Source organism: Wolbachia endosymbiont (group B) of Hofmannophila pseudospretella (genome assembly GCF_964028515.1).
Lineage (GTDB): Bacteria > Pseudomonadota > Alphaproteobacteria > Rickettsiales > Anaplasmataceae > Wolbachia.
In genome coordinates, this window is the sequence record NZ_OZ034788.1 from 455,627 (window position 1) to 475,298 (window position 19,672).

20 protein-coding genes are annotated in these 19,672 nt (G+C 33.3%); 12 read left to right on the plus strand and 8 right to left on the minus strand.

The features are described from left to right. The first annotated feature begins 84 nt into the window (after window positions 1-84). Both ABWU24_RS02140 and lepA read left to right on the plus strand, forming a co-directional pair. Complete coding sequence (locus ABWU24_RS02140; RefSeq protein WP_341815407.1) at window positions 85-1,110, plus strand: hypothetical protein; 1,026 nt, start codon at window positions 85-87, stop codon at window positions 1,108-1,110. Window positions 1,111-1,177: 67 nt separating this feature from the next. Then, entirely contained in the window at window positions 1,178-2,974 is a 1,797-nt protein-coding gene (lepA, locus tag ABWU24_RS02145) for a translation elongation factor 4 (protein WP_015587774.1), read from the plus strand. Window positions 2,975-3,214: 240 nt separating this feature from the next. Here lepA and ABWU24_RS02150 read toward each other — a convergent pair whose 3' ends face one another. Together ABWU24_RS02150 and ABWU24_RS02155 are read right to left on the minus strand one after the other, a co-directional pair. Further along, a complete protein-coding gene (locus tag ABWU24_RS02150; RefSeq protein WP_015587775.1) occupies window positions 3,215-4,087 on the minus strand; it encodes a hypothetical protein in 873 nt (290 codons plus the stop codon). 98 nt (window positions 4,088-4,185) lie between these two features. Continuing rightward, complete coding sequence (locus ABWU24_RS02155; protein WP_135352813.1) at window positions 4,186-4,557, minus strand: glutaredoxin; 372 nt, start codon at window positions 4,555-4,557, stop codon at window positions 4,186-4,188. A gap of 68 nt (window positions 4,558-4,625) precedes the next feature. Between ABWU24_RS02155 and ribF the strand changes: the two genes are divergently transcribed. From ribF to ABWU24_RS02180, 5 genes are read left to right on the plus strand one after another with little or no spacing between them, the layout of a single operon-like run. Next, window positions 4,626-5,558 (plus strand): riboflavin biosynthesis protein RibF, encoded by a 933-nt coding sequence (gene ribF, locus ABWU24_RS02160; RefSeq protein ID WP_015587777.1) that lies wholly within the window; start codon window positions 4,626-4,628, stop codon window positions 5,556-5,558. Then, window positions 5,555-6,031: a signal peptidase II gene (gene lspA, locus ABWU24_RS02165; protein ID WP_341815408.1), complete on the plus strand. Its 477-nt coding sequence runs from the start codon at window positions 5,555-5,557 to the stop codon at window positions 6,029-6,031. Before ribF ends, lspA begins: the two co-directional genes overlap by 4 nt. Before the next feature lie 4 nt (window positions 6,032-6,035). Beyond that, the gene (locus tag ABWU24_RS02170; protein WP_135352827.1) at window positions 6,036-7,367 is read left to right on the plus strand and encodes a M16 family metallopeptidase; all 1,332 of its coding nucleotides are present in this window, start codon (window positions 6,036-6,038) and stop codon (window positions 7,365-7,367) included. Next, entirely contained in the window at window positions 7,354-8,664 is a 1,311-nt protein-coding gene (locus tag ABWU24_RS02175) for a M16 family metallopeptidase (protein WP_015587780.1), read from the plus strand. Before ABWU24_RS02170 ends, ABWU24_RS02175 begins: the two co-directional genes overlap by 14 nt. A gap of 55 nt (window positions 8,665-8,719) precedes the next feature. Then, window positions 8,720-9,586, plus strand: a complete 867-nt coding sequence (locus ABWU24_RS02180; RefSeq protein WP_108784152.1) for a hypothetical protein — start codon at window positions 8,720-8,722, stop codon at window positions 9,584-9,586. A 4-nt stretch (window positions 9,587-9,590) separates the two neighbouring features. Here ABWU24_RS02180 and purN read toward each other — a convergent pair whose 3' ends face one another. Beyond that, entirely contained in the window at window positions 9,591-10,160 is a 570-nt protein-coding gene (purN, locus tag ABWU24_RS02185; protein ID WP_026092599.1) for a phosphoribosylglycinamide formyltransferase, read from the minus strand. Between the two features lie 266 nt (window positions 10,161-10,426). Here purN and ABWU24_RS02190 point away from each other — a divergent pair, with 266 nt between their 5' ends. Beyond that, window positions 10,427-10,843 (plus strand): hypothetical protein, encoded by a 417-nt coding sequence (locus ABWU24_RS02190; RefSeq protein WP_007301944.1) that lies wholly within the window; start codon window positions 10,427-10,429, stop codon window positions 10,841-10,843. Here ABWU24_RS02190 and ABWU24_RS02195 read toward each other — a convergent pair. Continuing rightward, window positions 10,836-11,357: a Na+/H+ antiporter subunit E gene (locus ABWU24_RS02195; protein ID WP_015587783.1), complete on the minus strand. Its 522-nt coding sequence runs from the start codon at window positions 11,355-11,357 to the stop codon at window positions 10,836-10,838. The genes ABWU24_RS02190 and ABWU24_RS02195 overlap by 8 nt on opposite strands. 103 nt (window positions 11,358-11,460) lie before the next feature. On the opposite strand from ABWU24_RS02195, the gene ABWU24_RS02200 reads away from it, so the two are divergent. The 4 genes from ABWU24_RS02200 to lgt all read left to right on the plus strand — a co-directional run bounded on the left by ABWU24_RS02200 (window position 11,461) and on the right by lgt (window position 14,814). Beyond that, a complete protein-coding gene (locus ABWU24_RS02200) occupies window positions 11,461-12,372 on the plus strand; it encodes an ankyrin repeat domain-containing protein (protein ID WP_015587784.1) in 912 nt (303 codons plus the stop codon). Between the two features lie 101 nt (window positions 12,373-12,473). Next, a protein-coding gene (locus tag ABWU24_RS02205; RefSeq protein ID WP_353274215.1) for an IS630 family transposase occupies window positions 12,474-13,479 on the plus strand; the annotation gives its coding sequence in 2 pieces (ribosomal slippage) (window positions 12,474-12,983 and window positions 12,985-13,479; 1,005 coding nt in all). Between the two features lie 84 nt (window positions 13,480-13,563). Then, window positions 13,564-14,016: an SsrA-binding protein SmpB gene (gene smpB / locus ABWU24_RS02210; protein WP_341815410.1), complete on the plus strand. Its 453-nt coding sequence runs from the start codon at window positions 13,564-13,566 to the stop codon at window positions 14,014-14,016. Between the two features lie 6 nt (window positions 14,017-14,022). Continuing rightward, the gene (lgt, locus tag ABWU24_RS02215; RefSeq protein ID WP_007301947.1) at window positions 14,023-14,814 is read left to right on the plus strand and encodes a prolipoprotein diacylglyceryl transferase; all 792 of its coding nucleotides are present in this window, start codon (window positions 14,023-14,025) and stop codon (window positions 14,812-14,814) included. Between the two features lie 214 nt (window positions 14,815-15,028). Here the strand turns inward: lgt and ABWU24_RS02220 are convergent, their stop codons facing one another. The 4 genes from ABWU24_RS02220 to ABWU24_RS02235 form a co-directional block, all read right to left on the minus strand. After that, the gene (locus tag ABWU24_RS02220) at window positions 15,029-15,571 is read right to left on the minus strand and encodes a hypothetical protein (RefSeq protein WP_341815411.1); all 543 of its coding nucleotides are present in this window, start codon (window positions 15,569-15,571) and stop codon (window positions 15,029-15,031) included. An 83-nt stretch (window positions 15,572-15,654) separates the two neighbouring features. Continuing rightward, window positions 15,655-16,182 (minus strand): phospholipase D family protein, encoded by a 528-nt coding sequence (locus tag ABWU24_RS02225; RefSeq protein WP_341815412.1) that lies wholly within the window; start codon window positions 16,180-16,182, stop codon window positions 15,655-15,657. A gap of 40 nt (window positions 16,183-16,222) precedes the next feature. Beyond that, window positions 16,223-17,710, minus strand: coding sequence for a UbiD family decarboxylase (locus tag ABWU24_RS02230; RefSeq protein WP_341815413.1), 1,488 nt, complete (start codon window positions 17,708-17,710; stop codon window positions 16,223-16,225). Between the two features lie 47 nt (window positions 17,711-17,757). Beyond that, complete coding sequence (locus ABWU24_RS02235; RefSeq protein WP_341815414.1) at window positions 17,758-19,641, minus strand: DUF3857 domain-containing protein; 1,884 nt, start codon at window positions 19,639-19,641, stop codon at window positions 17,758-17,760. Window positions 19,642-19,672: the final 31 nt, after the last annotated feature.

Sequence of the window (19,672 nt, forward strand, 5' to 3'; positions counted from 1 at the left end):
AGGAAGTGTGCAAAAATGTAGAAAGTTTGAACATTTCCTAATCTTTATGTATATAACATTGAATAGCTTTATGAGGTAAAATATATGAATAGTAAGATATTAAAAGCAATAAAACAAAAAATACAAAATAGAGTATCGAGTAATGAACTGTACAGTCTCTTTATAGATCCTGAAGAAATAAATTCATTCAATGATTGTATTAGCAGTATTAAAGGTAATGAAATAGGCAAAGAGGAATCAGATGAATTGATAACCATTTATAGAGGACTTAATTCAATATTTGATAACATTGCTAGCGACTGGGATAACAATAAGAGTAGCCTAAATGATCAAAAAATTATTGTACATTATCAAAACTTAGAGTCTATCTTAAAGATAGTAAACATAATTAAAGGGTTGAAGACAGGAGTGGGCAGAGCATTCGTGATCCCTGGCCTTGATGAATCTGCGTTAATTTGTGATATCAAATCACTTCAGGAAAAAATGAAAGAAGTGCTGGAAAAGATGCAACAACAACAAAATGCAGCAAAGCAAAAAGAATTAGAAAAGAAAGCTAAAGCAGAGTTTGGCAAGTACATAAAAAATGGCACCATTGATGCGGTGTCAATTGAAAAGCGTAAGGATCAAAATTCTCTTTATGCAACAATCAAGCTAAAAGACGACAATAAAAACACAGATATTAGGGTAAGCGAATTTTTAAATAGTGAATTTTGTAAAGAAAACAATATTGCCGGTTTTCTTCTTTCAAGTGGAGATCAAAAAGAACCTATCAGTGGCTACATACATGAGGGGGTTAGATATTATAATTTAGGTACTGCAGCTCAATATGGAATAAAGTTTAACTGGTATGTAGGTGAAAGGGAATGTAGCATCACATTAAGTGCTAGCGATGGCAGTATTAAAATAGTAAGTAATAAACCAGATGATAAAGATTTAGAAAAAAATAAAGATGTAAAAATTAAAGTTCCTGTCCTTAGTTACCTAAGCCTTGCTGATGCAGTAAAAACGTGTAGACAGCAAGAAGATCCAAGTAGCACAGTGAAGCAAGCATCAGCTAATGAGCATTGCCGCCCATTGGCAAGGACTTCAGATAAATGTTTTCAGCAATAAAGAGATATAAATAATTGCTCTTGTAATACTTAAAATGTAAAATAGATCTACTTAAATAAGTAGATCTATGAAAAATATAAGAAATTTTGCAATAATAGCACATATAGATCATGGGAAGTCAACTCTTGCTGATCGTTTGATAGAAGAATGTAACGGTCTTGAGACAAGGGAAATGACCAATCAGGTACTTGACTCAATGGATATAGAGCGTGAACGTGGAATCACAATCAAAGCGCAAACGGTAAGGCTCAATTATACTGCAAATGATGGTAATCAATATTGCCTCAATCTAATGGATACACCAGGTCATGTTGACTTTTCATATGAAGTTAGCAGAAGCTTGGCCGCATGTGAAGGTTCACTTTTGGTAGTAGATAGCAGTCAGGGAGTTGAAGCTCAGACTCTGGCAAATGTGTACAAGGCAATTGACAATAATCATGAGATAATAGTTGTACTCAATAAAGTTGACCTTCCTGCTGCAGATCCAGAAAGGATAAAGTTTCAGATTGAAGAGGTAATCGGAATTGATGCAACTGAGTCAATTTTGATATCGGCAAAAACTGGTCTTGGGATAAAGGATGTACTTGAAGCTATAGTGACAAAACTTCCCGCTCCTCAAGGTGATACAAATGCTCCACTGCAAGCAATTTTAGTTGATAGTTGGTATGATCCTTACCTAGGAGTAGTAATTTTAGTGCGAGTTAAAAATGGAGTACTAAAAAAAGGCATGAGAATCGTTATGATGTCTAATAATGCTACATATCAGGTCGATAATATCGGTATTTTCACTCCTAAAAAAGTTATGACTGGTGAACTTTCAGCAGGTGAAATTGGTTTTATAACTGCTTCAATGAAAGAAGTAGCAGACTGCAAAGTAGGAGACACTATTACTGAAGAGAAAAGGCCGTGCAGCAAGGCATTACCTGGCTTTAAAGAAGTACATCCTGTAGTATTTTGCAGTATTTTTCCCAATAACACAGATGATTTTAAATATTTAAGGGAAGCACTAGAAAAATTACATTTAAATGATGCTAGTTTTACATTTGATGCTGAAACGTCAAATGCGCTAGGTTATGGATTTCGTTGCGGTTTCTTAGGAATGCTACATCTTGAAGTCATTCAAGAAAGACTCGAAAGAGAATTTGATTTAGATCTAACAGCAACTGCACCGAGTGTTATATATAAAGTTGCAACACAAAATGGTAAAGTTTTAAATATCCATAACCCAAGCGATATGCCAGACCCTACAAAAATTGAAATAGTGGAAGAACCGTGGATCACTGCAACTATAATGGTACCTGATCAATATTTAGGAGAGATTCTATCTCTGTGTGAAGAGAGGAGAGGAGAACAGCAGGATTTATCTTATGTTGGTAATACGACAACAGCACTACTGAAGTATAAATTACCGCTGTCTGAGGTTGTTTTTGATTTTTACGACAGACTAAAATCAATTTCCAAGGGATATGCAAGTTTAGATTGGGAAATATCCAATTATCAGGAAAGTCAGATAGATAAATTAAGTTTTTTAGTTAATGGAGAACCTGTGGATGCATTAGCCTGCATTGTTCATAAAAGCAGGGCAGAAAAAAGAGGCCGTGAAATATGTGCACGTTTGAAAGACTTGATACCACGCCAACAATATAAAATCGCGATTCAAGCGGCAGTAGGCGGAAAAATTATTGCTAGAGAAACGATTAACCCGTATAGAAAAGATGTAACAGCCAAGCTCTATGGTGGAGACGTCACACGAAGGATGAAGCTTCTTGAAAAGCAGAAGAAAGGTAAGAAAAGATTGCATTCTGTGGGAAACATAAACATCCCACAAAATGCTTTTATTGAGGCTTTGAAAATAAATGATTAATATATATCCCAAAACATAAATTTAAAGAACTAAGTAATATTTTCTCAATAAATTTACTGACATTGATATGGATAAATTGTGAAATAGCTATGTGAATTTGTAAAACACTATACAAGATACCATACAACGAAATCATCCCAGTGTTAAACGCTGAGATGACAGAGAGCAGCTCAATTGCTCCACTCAATCAGTAAAAATCAGATATATGTAGACATTGGCTAAAATCATTCCAACAACATTTTAGTGAAACTTAACAAGCTTATCTATAGTTTTAGTGATGATTCTTGGAGTATTTGGAGAGACTTCTGAGCCCAGTCTATTTAACCGCTCTATAGCAAACCCGCTGTTCTCATTTATTATGAAATCACATAAAATATTTTCTATATCTTTAATAACACTTTCATGCTTTCTCAGAGGATGGTTATTCGGATATCTATGAATGGTTTTGATGCTAGAATACTCAACGAAAGCTTGATCTTTAAAAGCAAGTTGTCTCAATTTCTCTTTGAATTTTTCTTCTTCATCTCTTGCTAAAAGGCAAGACTTTATCAGTGATTTTATAATCGAGTTTATAGCCTGATGTATTTCAGAATGCACTATAACTTTGATGATATTTTCTTCCACTATGTAATCATAAGTGCTTTTTTCGCTCTTTAATGACTCTATAAGCATTTTGCTATTTTGCGAATTCAATTCCAGATTCTCTTCACTTATAGGAGTCATTATAAAGGTATTGTTATTTACCCTGATGTAAAATTGTGGCAACCCTTTAGAACAGGCAAATGCTACATCCTTAGACTCAAGTGCGTGATTGTATGAAGAAGAAAGGGTGCTTGCTATAACGCTACTTGGTACTTTCATTCCATGATTACTTAGGTGATTTAACACATTCTCAACATCATGATATGTAAAACCTGTATCTTTTATCAATTCAACAACTTCTATGCAATTGTGTTGTTTATACTCTATTGTCACTTCTTCTGTAAAAAGAGTTTTAGCTGCTATATGCTTATCAAGCACTGTGAAAATCTTGATGAAACTCTCTAAATCTTGTTTGTTAATTAATTCAATACTAATTAAGTTTTTACTAACAATTATAATATTTTTTATCATTTTTTCCCACTAAGAAAACTCACTAGATGAATTGTATTTTTAATTCATTAAAAATTGTTTAAAGTGGGTATGCCAGCAACAGTAAGACAAAAAAAAAATCACATAAAATCTTCATTATGTATTATATTACATCCCTCGTGTTCATCACTGCCGCTTGTGTAAGCTGTTGCATTAATGCTATCTTCATTGTTATTTAACATACTATCCAACTTTCCTTCTTTTTCAAGATCCATCAATTTGTCACATCCAGCAATATGATGTACATAATCACCATTTTCATCAGTAATAAAAATTTGTGGAACTGTACTGACGTTATATTTTGATTTTATACCGTCAAACAAATCCGAGTTTCTAAGTACATCAATTTCTTCGTATTTCACACCTTTTTCATCCAATAACTCTTTTGCTTTCTTGCAGAATGGGCAGTACTTCTTCACATATATTACAACTTTTCCTTTAGTGTTTTTCACGATTTATCTCCATAGTTTATAAAATACAACTATTATATATAAAAAATATATATAAAATATCAAATTGTATGAAAATTATTTACAACTGTGAGCAAGGGATAAAAGATAATGTGGCACTAACTTTCGGAAATTTCGATGGCGTTCATTTAGGACATAAGTTTGCAATTTCCAATCTAAAGAAGGTAGCACAAGAAAGAGGATTACCCTCTGCAGTTTTAACTTTTGAGCCTCACCCATCAACTGTTTTATTTAGTAGGAACAATTTTAGGTTAATAGACCAAGAACAAAAAAAGGAACTAATCAGCAGCTATGGTATAGATTACTTGTATATTATTAATTTTAGTAGAGGTTTTTCTGAGGTTAGCTGCGATGACTTTATTGGTAAGATTTTGGTAAAGAAGTATGGTGCTAAACATATAACTGTTGGAGAAAGTTGTACTTTTGGTCACAAACGATTGGGTAACATATTAACTCTAGAAAAATATTCTCAGATGTATGAATATTCTTTAACTAAATTAGAGCCATTGATAATCGATAGAAAAATTTGCTCTTCTTCCTCAATCAGGGAGTGTTTACAAAAAGGCGAAATAGAAATTGCTAATAAATTGCTTGGTAGGTCTTATCAAGTTTCTGGTATTGTAACAAAAGGTGCATGTAGAGGTAGAGAAATAGGGTTTCCAACCATAAACATTCCGATAGAAGATTACATGATAAAACCTAAGCTTGGTACATATTACGCCAAAGTTGCATTTTCTGAAAATAGTTCAAGTTGGCTATATGGAGTAGTCAACATTGGTATGAGACCTACATTTAAGGACTTAAAGAAACCTATAGTAGAAATGCATATATTTGACTTCAACGAAAATTTATACAATTTTAAGGTTGATATACAACTTTTAAAATTTATTAGGGCAGAAAAAAAATTCCATAGTATTAACGAGTTAACAAAACAGATAGATCGTGATATAATGAAGGCTTACCAGTTAAAGATAAATTTATGAAAAGGATATGTTTAGTTATTATATTGATTATAGTATCATTCGATCAAACAAGTAAATTGTATATAAACTCATTGATTGATGAGGGGGAGTCAATCGAGATTACTAGTTTTATGAAATTAGTTGAAGTTTGGAATTCAGGAATTAGCTTTGGAATGTGTAGTACTCTACCGCATGGCAGCTTCTTTTTTTCGGCATGTTCAATATTAATAATTGGTATACTTGCATACTTGATATATAAATCTAATGATAAGTCAATTTACCTTAGTTTTTCTCTGATGATTGGTGGAGCGATCGGAAATGTAATTGATAGAATCTATTGGGGAGCTGTATATGATTTCATATATTTTCATATCAATGATTGGTATTGGCCAGCCTTTAATTTAGCTGATCTATCTATAGTTAGTGGAATGTGTACATTGTTATATAAGTGGTATATATATGATAGGTCTATCTCTAAGCAAAATGAGGAATGAAATAATGCTTCGCAAATTCTTTAGTTTTTTTATACTATCTGTGTTTTTTTTCATTTGTCCGATTTCTTTGGAAGCTGAAATCATAAAGCATGCTAAGCTCAGTAACGGATTGGATGTTTATGTAGTACCTAATCACCGAATTCCAACTGTTTTTCATGCAATAATATATAAAGTTGGGGGAATGGATGACCCAATTGGCAAAGCAGGATTGGCTCACTACTTTGAACACTTAATGTTTGAAACTACAGGAAAATTTAAAGACATAGAATCCACTTTGGGCAGCATTGGGGCCCAATTTAATGCTTTTACCACTAAAGAATACACCTGCTACTACGAATTAGTTCTCAAAAAAGATTTACCACTAGCAATGGAAATTGAAGCAGATAGAATGGGCAATTTTGATGTTACTCAAGACAAAATAGATAGAGAAAAAAATATCGTATTAGAAGAAAGAAAGATGAGATTTGATAATAATCCTGAAGCTTTACTATGGGAGGAAATGAACAGTGCATTTTATCGTAATGGTTATGGTAGGTCTGTTATTGGTTGGGAGAGCGATATTAAAACTTACAATCAAGATGACATAACAAGGTTTCATGATAACTATTATCATCCAGGTAATGCTATACTGCTCGTTGTTGGTGATGTAGAATTTGAAGAAGTAGCGGAATTAGCAAAGGAAAAATATGGTGCAATTAAAGCTGAGCCTTTAGTTAAGCATTATCCAAACCAAGATCCAGTACATAATGCGGACATATCGGTCATTTTAGAAAGCACTGAAGTAAAAGAGCCAGTTTTATACTTTCGCTATCGTGTTCCTTTATTTGAGCAAATAAGTGAAACTTTTCCTGTTGATTTAGCAGTTGATGTTTTGGGAAATGGCAAGTCTAGTAAGCTATATAAAGATTTAGTTCTAGATAAGAATGTAGCAGTAGAAGTGTTTGCTTATTATAATAGCTTAGCTTTTAGTAATGGTTACATTGAGATTCGGGTAACTCCAAAAAGCGGGGTAAATTTGGATGCTGTTGCAAGAGAGTTAGAACATTCTATTAATCACTTTAACTCTGAAGGAATAACAAGTGAAGAGTTGCAAAGCACAAAGTCTAAATACAAAGCAGCACAGTTTGATAATCTATCTGATTTAACTAGTGTAGCAATATTTTATATACCACGTCTAGCACTAGGTATCCCACTTGATGAAATAGACATTTCATATAGCAAAATTAATGATGTCAATCTGAAAGATGTAAATCACAAAATTCGTACTATTTTTTCTACTAATAAATTAGTCGGCCGTTTGCTACCAAAAGGAGGTAATAATGATGAGAGTAAGTAAACTTTTATTTCTACTTTTTTTCTGTCTGGGCTTTAATTTGCAGGCGAGCAGCCACCTAAATATAGAGGAGGTTACTACTAATAAAGGGCTTGAGTTTCTGTTTGTTGAAAACCGTGATTTACCAAAAGTTTCACTCAATATATCATTCAAAGATGCAGGTTACGTGTATGAAAGTGCAGAAAAGCAGGGGCTTGCTTGGTTTACTTCTCTTGTAATTCAAGAAGGAGCAGGAAAAAATGATGCCAAAGATTTTGTAAAAAAGCTTGAGGATAAAGGAATTAGTTTAAATTTTACTGCTGGTTTAGAAGCATTTAGGGTTTCATTAAATACTTTATCTGAGAATTTAGAGGATGCAATTTCACTACTGAGTGATGCTATAATGCGTCCTAAAGTTGATCCTGAAGGATTGAATAGAGTTTTTGAAAAAGCCAAAGTAAACTTTAATAATTTTGAAAAAGATCCTTATTTTATTGCTGCAAAAGAGTTGGATACGTTGTTGTTCAAAAAACATCCTTACTCAAGAGATCCATATGGAACTCTAGACACTATAATGAGCATTACTAGAGACGATGTTTTAACATACATAAAGCGTAGTTTTACTAAGGATAATATCGTTATTAGTATTGTTGGTTGTGCAACAAAAGAACAAGTTAGTACACTGCTCGATAAATATTTATCTAAGTTACCATCAAAAAGATCGAAAGTTAGAAAGATATCTGTAAAAAATGAATTTGGGCCTGCAGAAAGTAAGAGCGTTTTTATGGATATACCACAGAGTGTAATACTTTTTGCTCAAAAAGGCATAGCATATGAAGACCCTAATTACTATAATGCTAGTGTTTTGATTAATGCACTTGGTGGTATGAGTCTAAACTCAATACTGATGAAAGAGTTGAGACAAAATCTAGGTATTACTTATGGTGTTAGTGCAAGTAATATTACAAATAAACATGGGAATGTTATATCTGGATTTATAAGTACTGATAGTTCTACTGCTAGCAAAGCTATATCAGCAGTAAAAGATACATTTAGCAGAATAAAAAAGGAAGGAATTGACGAACAATTATTCAAGGATGCAAAAACCAGTTTAGTAAATAACCTTACCTTCTCTTTCCTATCCAATAATGCGAATACAGCAATGTTGCTGGATAGTATGCAGATAGACGATCGTGATGTTAACAATATAAATAATTATACGAATATCATTAATAATATTAAATTAGAGGAAGTAAACAAATTGGCAAGTTCTTTACTGAATCCTGAAAATTTATTTTTTGTTAAGGTTGGAAGAAAATAAATAATCACTACAGTACATTTAAAATTTTAACCATATTCCTTTATAATCTAGGTATGTGATTGATTTTTATGTTCAGGTGAAAAACGATACTGCAAAAGAAAGCAAAAAAACTCCAACTGCTTTGTTAAATCCTTTAATAACGATATTTTCTGTTATCAATACAGGTGTGTTGATAATCCTCAAGTTGATATACATTACAAGTCAACAGATAGGTATGATAGGCATAACGCTCGGTAATATTGGCACAGGTGTTTTTTTTAGCTCAGTATCCTTAATTTCAAGCATGTACTCTTTTTTTGACTGTTTTAGAGAAAAAAGCTTATATAAAAAATGTAATTACAAGAGAACATTAGAAGAAAAAAGAAGGGATAAATATAGAATTCAAGGTATTTGCTTAGACATTCTGTGCGATACATTATTTTTAACAGGTGCTACAGTTTCTATTGCTTTATTTAGTAATCCTATAGTTCTTTTTGTTACTGCACCTCTTGTTACATTGGGCTGTATAGTAATGATTGGTAACATAATTAACTCTATTTATCATCAAGTTAAAAACTTTAAAATTCATCTTTCACAGCTTTCAAAAGAGGAGCAGGAAGAGTTGTATACGGAAATGAAAAAAGAAATAAATTTATCACGCCTTTACAGAATTGCATCAAAAGTACTACCTGATATAGTAATATTAGCAAAACTGCACGCTAATCAGGAGAATAAAGAAAGGCGAGAAAAGGTTCAGAATTTAAAAGACATGCTAAAAGAAGGCAATCAAAAACCAATCGATGGTGATACATCTGATAAGGTTATTGAAATGAAAAAAGAAAAGCACATCGAGCAAAAAAGCTACAACTCTAAAGTTCCAACAAATCTTTCCCTGGATCAAGATGTAATAAAAGGAAAAAGTAATACCACACGATCTCTCTAATTTGCTATTGCTTAGGGTTATTTTCTGCTATTAACTTTACTGCTTTCACATAACACTTGTGTTCTTCAGCTAGAATGCGCTCTGAGAGGCTTTGAACATCATCATTTGGTAGAACTGGCACAGTAGATTGAGCGATTATGGCTCCAGCATCAACTTCAGGAATAACATAATGCACAGTACAGCCTGTGATTTTTACACCTGCTTTCAGAGCTTGCTCTTGGGCATTTAGACCTTTAAAGGATGGAAGTAAAGAGGGATGAATATTTATAACTTTATTATGCCATTTATTCAGGAAATCGGCCTTTATAATTCTCATAAATCCTGCAAGGCAAATTAAATCAACCTTATGTTGAACAAGTATTTCATGAATTTTATCAGTATCAAGTGGCTTATCTTCAACAACAAACGCTGAAACTCCTGCTTGCTTTGCTATTTTAAGGCCTCCAGCTTCACTATTATTTGTGATAACACACACAGTTTCAGCAGGGAAATTCTGATCTTGACATGCTTCTATTAAAGCCTGCATGTTTGATCCTCTACCTGAAATTAGTATTCCGAGTCTTATCTTTTTCATTTTAGTGCAGCCGTAAGAATGGACATTAATAAAATAGCTCAAAAGGAAAGTTTATTTTAGAATAAATACTATTGTGTAGCAATATTTTACACTGCTGAATAACATGGAATTAAAGAAATCATTCATTTTAGAGTAATTTTAATGTTTTACTTTGGGAATATTGTGCAATTTATGGTAAATAAATGCATATTTTTATGGCTGCGTTATTATTTATTTAACAAAGTATTAGTATAATTTACTACACTGAATTAAATGGAGAAAATTCAATGAATAAATTACCAAGCAATGCAAAAACAAGCAAGTCTCAGGTTACTCAGTGGGAGGTAATAAAAAATTGTGAATATTCTGATAATTGTTTATCAAAAGTAGTAACTTTATACGTCATTAAAATGGCGGAATTATCAGATATTTATACGAGTAATGAACCTGAAATTAATACTATACTTACAAGAATAAGCATAACCAGTGAAAATGCATTTTTAAATAAGGTTGTTGATATTGAAATTATGGAGGGCATTTTTCCGTACAAATTCAACAGCAAGAAGAAAAATAACATATCAAGGCTAGAAGATTTGTACAATTATTTATGTTCTACTGTTATTGATAGCCTTCCAAAAGAAATGCTTGAAAGCCTAAGAAGAGAATACAGAGACGCTGTTAACTTATTTAAAGCAATTACTTAACTAGGTGTAGCATTTTTAAGACTTTACCTTCTATTTCAGAAATGCCACTTTCAAGATCTTTATCTATCAAACATATGGTAGATAAATATGTTTTCTGCTTCTTTTCAACATTGATAGTTAAAGTTCCAGGAGTAATCGTAACCGAGTTAGCAAATAATGCAATGGTCTTATCATTATGTCCTATGCATTCTCTTACAATAACAATTGGCTCAACTGTAGATTTGAATCGTAGCACCTTTTTTGTTACATAAATACTTGAAAAAATAATTTGGTAAATTAGCCAAGGCATATAACTTATAAGCTGATAAAGTGATAGCCTACCACTATCATTTAGAATTTGACTAAGGGCACTTTCAGCATCAATTAACCTTTTAAAGATAATCAATGTGAACACAGAAGAAAATACTCCACAGAGAATAAAAAAAGGCTCAAAATAACCAGACAATGTAATCCATAGAGAAAACAAAATCACAAATGATAGAGAAAAAAACTTAATATTTTGCCTGACTTTCATGATTTGGAGTATAACTTAAATGATTTTTTAGGAAAATAAAAAGTTCTTGATTTTTTTGTCAAAGAACATAATAACCAAGTTATTTTAATAAGTAGTGGAGATTATGACGCTTGATGATTTTCTAAAAATGCTTGAAGAAATAAATGATACTTCAGGTTTAAGCAAGAACAACATAGTTGAAAGAATAAAAATAAAATTAGAAAGTATTGATTTACGGAGGTGGGAAGATAGTGGATTTAATATCAATCATATATTCACTACACATAGTGATCTAGATCCTGTAGAAACTACATTGTTGCATTTTGCTGCTAAGAGTGGCTATGAGAACATAGTAATAGCTCTAATTGAATATGGAGCATATGTTGATGCATGGGACAGCGATGGATGCACTCCTTTACATTTTGCTGCTGAATGGAACCACAAAGGCATATTAGATATTTTAATTGAAAGTGGAGCAAATGTTAATGCGTGGGACAATGATGTATGTACACCTTTACATCTTGCTGCTGAAGGTGGGAATGAAAGTGTAGTAAGAGCTCTAATTGCATGTGGAGCAGATGTTAACGCGCAGAACAATGATGGACACACTCCTCTACATTTTGCTACTAAGAGTGGCTATGAGAAGATAGTAATAGCTCTAATTGAACACGGAGCATATGTCGATGCGTGGGATAATTATAGAAGCACTCCCTTGCATTTTGCTGCTGAAAGTGATAATGAAAACATAGTAAGAACTCTGATTGAACATGGAGCATGTGTTAATGTGTGGGATAGTTGTGGACGCGCTCCTTTGCATTTTGCTAGCGATCATGAAAGTATAAGAGATATTTTAATTGAAAGTGGGGCATATGTTAGTAAACAGAACAATAATAGATATGCTCCTTTACACTTTGCTATTGAATGGGGCTGCAAAGATGTAATAAGTTCTTTGTCAGGCAATGCTAGTCCTAGGGCTGAAATGGCAGTAGGAAGAGTGGAACAAATTACACTTGCAGGAAGATTGGAGCTTTTTTAACCAAACTTGCATTTACTGATACCAATTCCCACTATATAAAGAACAGATAGACAATAATGGGAAAGAAGTGATACTAAAGTAGATAAAATAGAGAGGTATAAATGGCATTAAGGTCAAAACTATTAGACGAAAAAGTTGTAAATTTGGCGAAAGAAATGTTAAAAAAGGTCAGAAATAACGCATATGTTTCAAAAAAGTTACAAGCGGTGATAGCAGGAAAAGAAAGTAGTATAAGCGCTGTGGCAAGAATATGTAAAATTTCAAGGACTGCTTTGACTGAATGGATAAAGCATCTAAAATTTGGTAGAGTAGAAAGATTATTTTCCCCGTCTCAGCGGCGAAGAAAAAGCAAATTAAACAAAAATCAACGTGAGCAAATTGAAATATGGGTAGAAAGAAATCCAAATATTACTATTAAGGAAGTGCAAATAAAAATCTCAGAGGAATTTGGCCTAAACATTAGCAAATCAACAGTGCACCGTGAGATACAAAGGATGAAGTTTTCTTACATAACACCGAGGCCAATTCACCATAAACAAGATAAAAACAAGCAAGAAGAGTTTAAAAAATACTTCAATAAAATAGTCAATTCCCACCCTGAAAAGGAGGTATTTTTTTGATGAATCACGATTTGGAACTCATTCAAAAATCGGACACGGATGGTTTAAAAAAGGGGTCAGAACACAGGTTAAAATGAAAATTGGTAGACAAAATTTCTATATCTACAGTGCGGTAAATCCAAGAAGTGGTAAGAAAATTAGCCTACTTGCTCCATATGTAAACACTGATTGTATGAATATATTTCTGGAGCAGATGTCGAAAGATTTAGGCACGAAAGAAGCCTTTCTTGTAATGGATTGTGCAAGTTGGCATAGATCAAAAAGTTTGAAAATTCAGGAAAACATTACCATCATATACTTGCCTCCTTATTCACCGGAACTGAATCCTGTTGAAAGGTTGTGGCAATATATCAAATACAATACTTTACGCAATAGTATCTACGATACCATAGGTTTACTTGAAGATGTTTTGTGTAATTTTATTGTCAATATTTCCAGTACTACTATTAAACGAGTTTGTAATGTTTCTTATTTGTTCGGTCAGTAATGGATTTTGGTATGAGATAATTGTTTTGTTATGAATTAAACCAAAAGTTCTGTAATATATTGAAGCTTAAAGATATCTTTAGATATGGAAGTTATTGCAGAAAATAGAAAAGCAAGGTTTGAATACTTTATCTTAGAAGAATTTGAAGCAGGTATGATCCTCTTAAGTAGTGAAGTAAAATCACTAAGGGAAAGAAAAGCAAACATTTCTGATGCTTACGTTACTGAAAAAAAAGGTGAAATATGGCTAAACAATATGCATATTGCAGAGTATAAAGCTGCGAACCAAAAGAATCACAAGCCAAAAAGAGAACGAAAATTGCTTTTGCATAAAAAAGAGATAATAAATAAGCTAATTGGTCAAATCAAAACCTCTGGAATAACTGTTGTGCCACTTTCTATCTATTTTAATGATAAAGGGTTGGCAAAAACTAAAATTGCCATTGTGAAAGGAAAAAAACTCTACGATAAGAGAGCAACCATAAAGCAGAGAGAGTGGGACCGTGAGAAAAGTAGATTGTCTAAGAATAATTTGTAGTAAAATATGTCTTTAAGTCCAGTTATTTTTAGCATCGGTCCTGTTTCTATATATTGGTACTCTTTAGCATATGTTTTGGGTATAGTTTTTGCATATTGGTATTTACATAAGCTAGACAATCAAAAAATATTTACTAAGAATTTTTACGATTCGTTATTAACAGCCGTTATTATAGGCATTATCCTTGGAGGTAGGCTTGGCTACGTATTGATATATGATCCAGTTCTCTATATAAGCAATCCTATCGAAATACTAAAGACCTGGGAAGGAGGTATGTCATTTCATGGCGGTGCTATAGGAGTTTTGCTTGCAGTAATAATCTCCTGTAGAAGACATAACATTCCTATATTTTACACACTGGATCTAATTTCTTGTGGAGTTCCGATAGGTTTACTTCTAGGCCGCATAGGTAATTTTATAAATGGAGAGTTATTTGGCAGGGTTACAACTATGCCGTGGGGTATGGTATTTCCAGAAAGTGGTGATAATTTATTGCGCCATCCAAGCCAACTTTATGAGGCATTTTTTGAAGGAGCGCTACTTTTCGTAGTTGTAAATTCACTATTTTACTTGAACAAAATGAGATTGTATTATGGTGCAACAACTGGAGTTGCAGTTATGTTGTATGGAGTAGCACGTTTTATGGTTGAATTTTTCCGCGAGCCAGACTATCAAATTGGCTATTTATGGTTCAATTTAACTATGGGACAGTTGCTTTCTATACCTATGATTTTGTTGGGAATGCTTATATATTTAGGTGCGTTGAATTTTAGGTTTAATACAAAATCTATTCAATAGACAAGAGGTAAGTTGAATAAAAAAATATAGTAGAAGTTTATCTACTACATAGCATGTACAACTGTACGAACTTTTCGTGTTGCAGAGAATAAACGTGAGGGCACAAACCTTTTGTTGCATAGCTATGAAACAAACTTAGTAGCTACTGACCAAATTCATTATTAAGTAGATATTCATTTTTCAACAAAATCCCCTTGATTTAGAAGCTACTCTATTAAAACATATTTTTAAACTTTTGCCAAAACCCTGGTTTATTATCATTAACCTTTGTGAAGGCTATGTTTAAACTGTATCTTGGATCGTTTGGCACATCATATCTAATATTCAGTATTGAAACTTCGTTTTTACTATGAACAGAAACATCGTCATATGATAACTTTGTCGTGTAGCACTTTATATGCTTTTGCTTATCATATACTATATCACCTGATTCCCCTTCTAGTTCTATAAATTTAGTTTTTTTCTGACATTCTTTTATTTTTATTAGATCCTTGTCTAGTGATATTGAAACCGGTAGTGTATTACCAGCATACTCTTTAGCTAAAAGCTCACTTTGAGGATACATTTTTATTTCCCTTCCAAAATGTGAGTCTATAAAATTATTGCTCCAAAATTTGTCTCCAGAATGTACATATTTGTCAGTAGCATACGGTACAACACCATAATTGCATTGAACTTTGTAATCTCCAACACCATTATTTTGAAAAAAATCATGAATGGCAGTGTAACTATCAGCAGCATCATTTATGTAATCCATTACCTACCCCTTAAAACCTTTTAATCTATTATATCACAAGAAATTACATCTATCAATAAAAAGACTTTTTTGATATCAAGTATCTAGGGAGTATATTGATAGGATTTTGACATTCGTATTTCCCAATTTTTCACATACTGCTGGACTAATTCAGGATAATTTTCAATAATTAATAAATTTTCAGCGTTTCCCTTTTCAGCTGTCTTACTGAGGTTAAACGATCCTGTGATGACTTTTTGATTATCAACAATTATTACCTTATTATGAGCGATTTTTGGCTTATTATCGATCCAAATCGGTATTCCATTTGAAAACAATTCGCTTATGACACTATATTTTGAATGGAGTTGTGATTTATCTAAGACGACTTTAACATCAACACCACGCTCTTTGGCGTTAATCAAAGATTTTGCAACTGTTCCAAGAGTAAATGTATATTCTTGAACTAAGATAGATTCTTTAGATTGGTCTATCTCGCTTATTATCGGTACAGCACAGTCTTCTTCAGGTGAGAAGCAAACTGTTGCTTTTGGGCAAGACGAGGATATAGGACCCGCATAGTAGTACAGAGAAAAACATACCGACAAAAATAAAAGATATAAAAGCCTCACAAACCACACCTAAATACACGGCGGTAGTCTACATCATAGCTCAATCACCTGTCAACCCATATTCCTTCCACTTCTCTGTAACTTTCTTTATTATTTCCTCGCTCATTTCAATTTTTCTTCCCCATTCTCGTTTGGTTTCAGGTGGAAGTTTGTTTGTTGCATCAAACCCTATTTTACCTCCGAGACCACTTTCAGGAGAAGCGAAGTCTAAATAATCAATTGGAGCATTCTCTATCATGATTGTATCACGTACAGGGTCCATTCTCGTTGAAACTGCCCACATTACTTCCTTCCAATCACGTACATTTATATCATCATCAACAACTATAATAAATTTGGTGTATAAGAACTGTTTGAGAAAAGAGAGTATGCCCATAATAATTCTTTTTGCATGCCCTGGATAAGCCTTTTTTATCGATACTACCGCTATTCTATATGAGCAACCTTCTGGAGGCAGGTAAAAGTCCACTATCTCTGGAAATTGATTGATAAGAATTGGCACAAAAATTTCATTGAGTGCTTCACCAAGAATTGATGGTTCATCTGGCGGCTTACCAGTGTAAGTGCTGAGATAAATTGGATCTTTGCGCATTGTAATTGCAGTGATGTTAAACTCAGGAAACTGTTCAACAGCATTATAGTAACCGGTATGGTCTCCGTATGGCCCTTCATCTCTATACTTATCCAAACTTACATATCCTTCTAAAACAATTTCTGCATGAGCTGGCACTTGAAGAGGAATAGTCTTACAATTTACAAGCTCAAGAGGCTTTTTGCGCAGCAGCCCAGCAAATTGGTATTCTGACAACGTCTCCGGCACCGGAGTTACCGCAGCAATAATCGTTGCAGGATCGCTACCAATCACAGCAGCCGCAGGAAACTTCATATTTTGCCCCCTCTCCTTCCACCGTTTATGGTGACCTGCACCACCACGATGTGCAAGCCAGCGCATTAAAGTCGTTTTTTTATCCACGACCTGCATACGATATATTCCAAGATTAAAATTATCTTGCTTGTCTGCTGTTGGTCCTTTTGTTACCACAAGTGGCCAAGTGATAAGCGGTGCAAGTTCATTTGGCCAGCATGTCTGAATAGGTAGCAAACTAAGATCCACCTTATCCCCAGTTAGCACCACCTCTTGACATGGGGCTTTGCTTACAACTTTGCTTCGCATTGACAATACGGCTTTCAGCATAGGAAACATTTTTACAGCATCTTTGAAGGTTTTTGGTGGCTCAGGTGATCGCAAAAATGCTAGAAGTTTACCCAGATCCCTTAATTCATCAGAATTTATACCAAGTCCGAATGCAATTCTCTCAATAGTACCAAATAAATTCACTAAAACTGGAATTGAATTTTTGCCATTTTCTGTGACAACATTTTCAAAGATTATTGCTGGCCCTTTGTTTGACAAAACTCTGCGATGAATTTCCGTCATTTCAAGAACAGTTGAAACTTCCTTTTTAACTCTAATTAGATCTTTTCTCTCTTCTAAAGCCTTGATGAAGTCGCGTAAGTTATTGTACATATTTTAAAAATTTTAAGCCTTTTAAGAAGTGCTTTTCCCAGCACAACTCATTCACTTATTATTATAGAGGCTCTAGAAAAATTATTCTCCAATTCGCTTTTTAAGTTTTTATATTCAGCAGTCTTTAATTCTTCATTGGTAATAAAACTTTTCTTTATGGTTATTAAATTGCTAAATTCGGTTCCATCATTTTTATATTTACAGAACCTATTTACATATAACCAAGGAGTATCTATTTCAAAATTCAAATTTTCACAGTTTTTAATTTTGATATCTTTTATTATCATATGGCTTTCCTTAGTTTTAGGAACACCAATAAAAAGGTCTGACACTTGGTCAGAAGCTGTATTGACAACATCATTAAGCCAATTATCTCCTAAATTCAAAGCAGGTCCTAGATTTGTCTTAAAAATCTTATTTTTTTGCTGAAACTCATATTTGATTGTAAGATCTTCTACATTACGTAAAGTAAGGTCAGGCAATTCTAAGAACTTCTTTTCTTCTTCATCAAGATATACCCCACTAATCATATGAAAAACAGAATCCCTTAATTGCTCATTTGAATAATACAATCCAACCCCTGTTAAACCTAGGGCTGCTTCCCCTTGTACGGTAAGCCGGCCATATTCATTTACAACATTATCTTCTATAGTTAATTCACTATGAGATATCACTTTTGAATTTTCAGCTTGTACAGCAGGAATTTTTATGTAATCTGCTTCCTCAGAATTGAGTACTAGAGCGTTCCTATCAGCAATGTCTGGAAAAATACCCTGTGCCATACTGACGATATTAGTTGGATCAATCCAATATATTTTTCCATCTTTATTTGTTACTCTGAGCATCACATGATTAAAATTACCCATATTAGGTAATGCTTTAGAGTTAGAAGTGTTAGTAGTTCCTCTCATAACTAAAACAGGTTGAACTTTGTAACCAAGTTCCTGTAAAATAGCAGCTGTGCTAGCAGAAAAATCTTTGCAATCCCCAACTTGAGAATCAGCAATTTTCTCTAAATCTCTCGGAAAATATTGTCCTGATACTGTGCGCCAATCTCCCATATATTGAACTTTTTCATTCAATAAAGAAGTAACAGCATTGATCTTATCTTCATCAGTATTCTCACTGGCAGCAGACTCTGCTATAGCTGTAAAAGTTGCAGGAAGTGGCTGATTAATGACGCTATGATATCCAGGAGCTAATTTTTTAGCTAGATCTTCCCATTGAGATAAGCTTGAAAGTGATACCCAGGTGTTGTGTTTAATATTCAATAGCCCATTGTGTGGCTCATTTGTTGTATTTTCATAAACTGCTTTCTTTAAAGCAATACTTATAGAGTGTATATTATCATTTTTTTCCTCAGCGATTTCTAATACTTCTCTTGGATCATTAACTTTAATCTCCAGGGGTAATTCAGAATTGATTTTAGTATTTTCTGCTTGTAAATAATCTCCATAATAAGAGAAGCTCAAGCCATAAAAATTATCAACAGGAACTTTTTTGTTAACTTGCTTATATCTTAAATATACCTCTGTACCAATTTCTATTTTAGGAAATGATATGGTTACTTGTCTTAACTGATCGAAGCCTTTACTAGGACTAGCTAGCGGTTTATCTTCCATCATGTCTTCAGTGACTATATATTCCTCTCCGTTGTAAGCTGCTTTAGCCTCTAAAACAGTAAAATCTGCACTATCATCATTATAAACAAGACTGTATAGAGAGAATCTATCACGCCCAGACTCCTTGAGTATTTTTGCTTGAAGTTCTACTTCCGTTTCGTAGGTACCATCTCTATTAACATTGATGTTAACATTAGAAAACTTAATCTCAACAGAAGCATCTTCATACTTACTCCACCTTGCTTCAGATGCAGGAGTTACAAAAAATACTAATAATGTTAAGTTAAAAAGAGTTTTTAAAAATTTCATTATGTACCTACACTTATTGAACCATTAAATC

Coding starts and splice junctions, on each gene's coding strand:
- ribF (WP_015587777.1), top strand. CDS start 4,626: ATGAAAATTATTTACAACTGTGAGCAAGGGATAAAAGATAATGTGGCA.
- lspA (WP_341815408.1), top strand. CDS start 5,555: ATGAAAAGGATATGTTTAGTTATTATATTGATTATAGTATCATTCGAT.
- ABWU24_RS02150 (WP_015587775.1), bottom strand. CDS start 4,087: ATGATAAAAAATATTATAATTGTTAGTAAAAACTTAATTAGTATTGAA.
- ABWU24_RS02190 (WP_007301944.1), top strand. CDS start 10,427: ATGAATAAATTACCAAGCAATGCAAAAACAAGCAAGTCTCAGGTTACT.
- purN (WP_026092599.1), bottom strand. CDS start 10,160: ATGAAAAAGATAAGACTCGGAATACTAATTTCAGGTAGAGGATCAAAC.
- ABWU24_RS02230 (WP_341815413.1), bottom strand. CDS start 17,710: ATGTACAATAACTTACGCGACTTCATCAAGGCTTTAGAAGAGAGAAAA.
- ABWU24_RS02170 (WP_135352827.1), top strand. CDS start 6,036: ATGCTTCGCAAATTCTTTAGTTTTTTTATACTATCTGTGTTTTTTTTC.
- lgt (WP_007301947.1), top strand. CDS start 14,023: ATGTCTTTAAGTCCAGTTATTTTTAGCATCGGTCCTGTTTCTATATAT.
- lepA (WP_015587774.1), top strand. CDS start 1,178: ATGAAAAATATAAGAAATTTTGCAATAATAGCACATATAGATCATGGG.
- ABWU24_RS02235 (WP_341815414.1), bottom strand. CDS start 19,641: ATGAAATTTTTAAAAACTCTTTTTAACTTAACATTATTAGTATTTTTT.
- ABWU24_RS02195 (WP_015587783.1), bottom strand. CDS start 11,357: ATGAAAGTCAGGCAAAATATTAAGTTTTTTTCTCTATCATTTGTGATT.
- ABWU24_RS02200 (WP_015587784.1), top strand. CDS start 11,461: ATGACGCTTGATGATTTTCTAAAAATGCTTGAAGAAATAAATGATACT.
- ABWU24_RS02220 (WP_341815411.1), bottom strand. CDS start 15,571: ATGGATTACATAAATGATGCTGCTGATAGTTACACTGCCATTCATGAT.
- ABWU24_RS02175 (WP_015587780.1), top strand. CDS start 7,354: ATGAGAGTAAGTAAACTTTTATTTCTACTTTTTTTCTGTCTGGGCTTT.
- ABWU24_RS02140 (WP_341815407.1), top strand. CDS start 85: ATGAATAGTAAGATATTAAAAGCAATAAAACAAAAAATACAAAATAGA.
- smpB (WP_341815410.1), top strand. CDS start 13,564: ATGGAAGTTATTGCAGAAAATAGAAAAGCAAGGTTTGAATACTTTATC.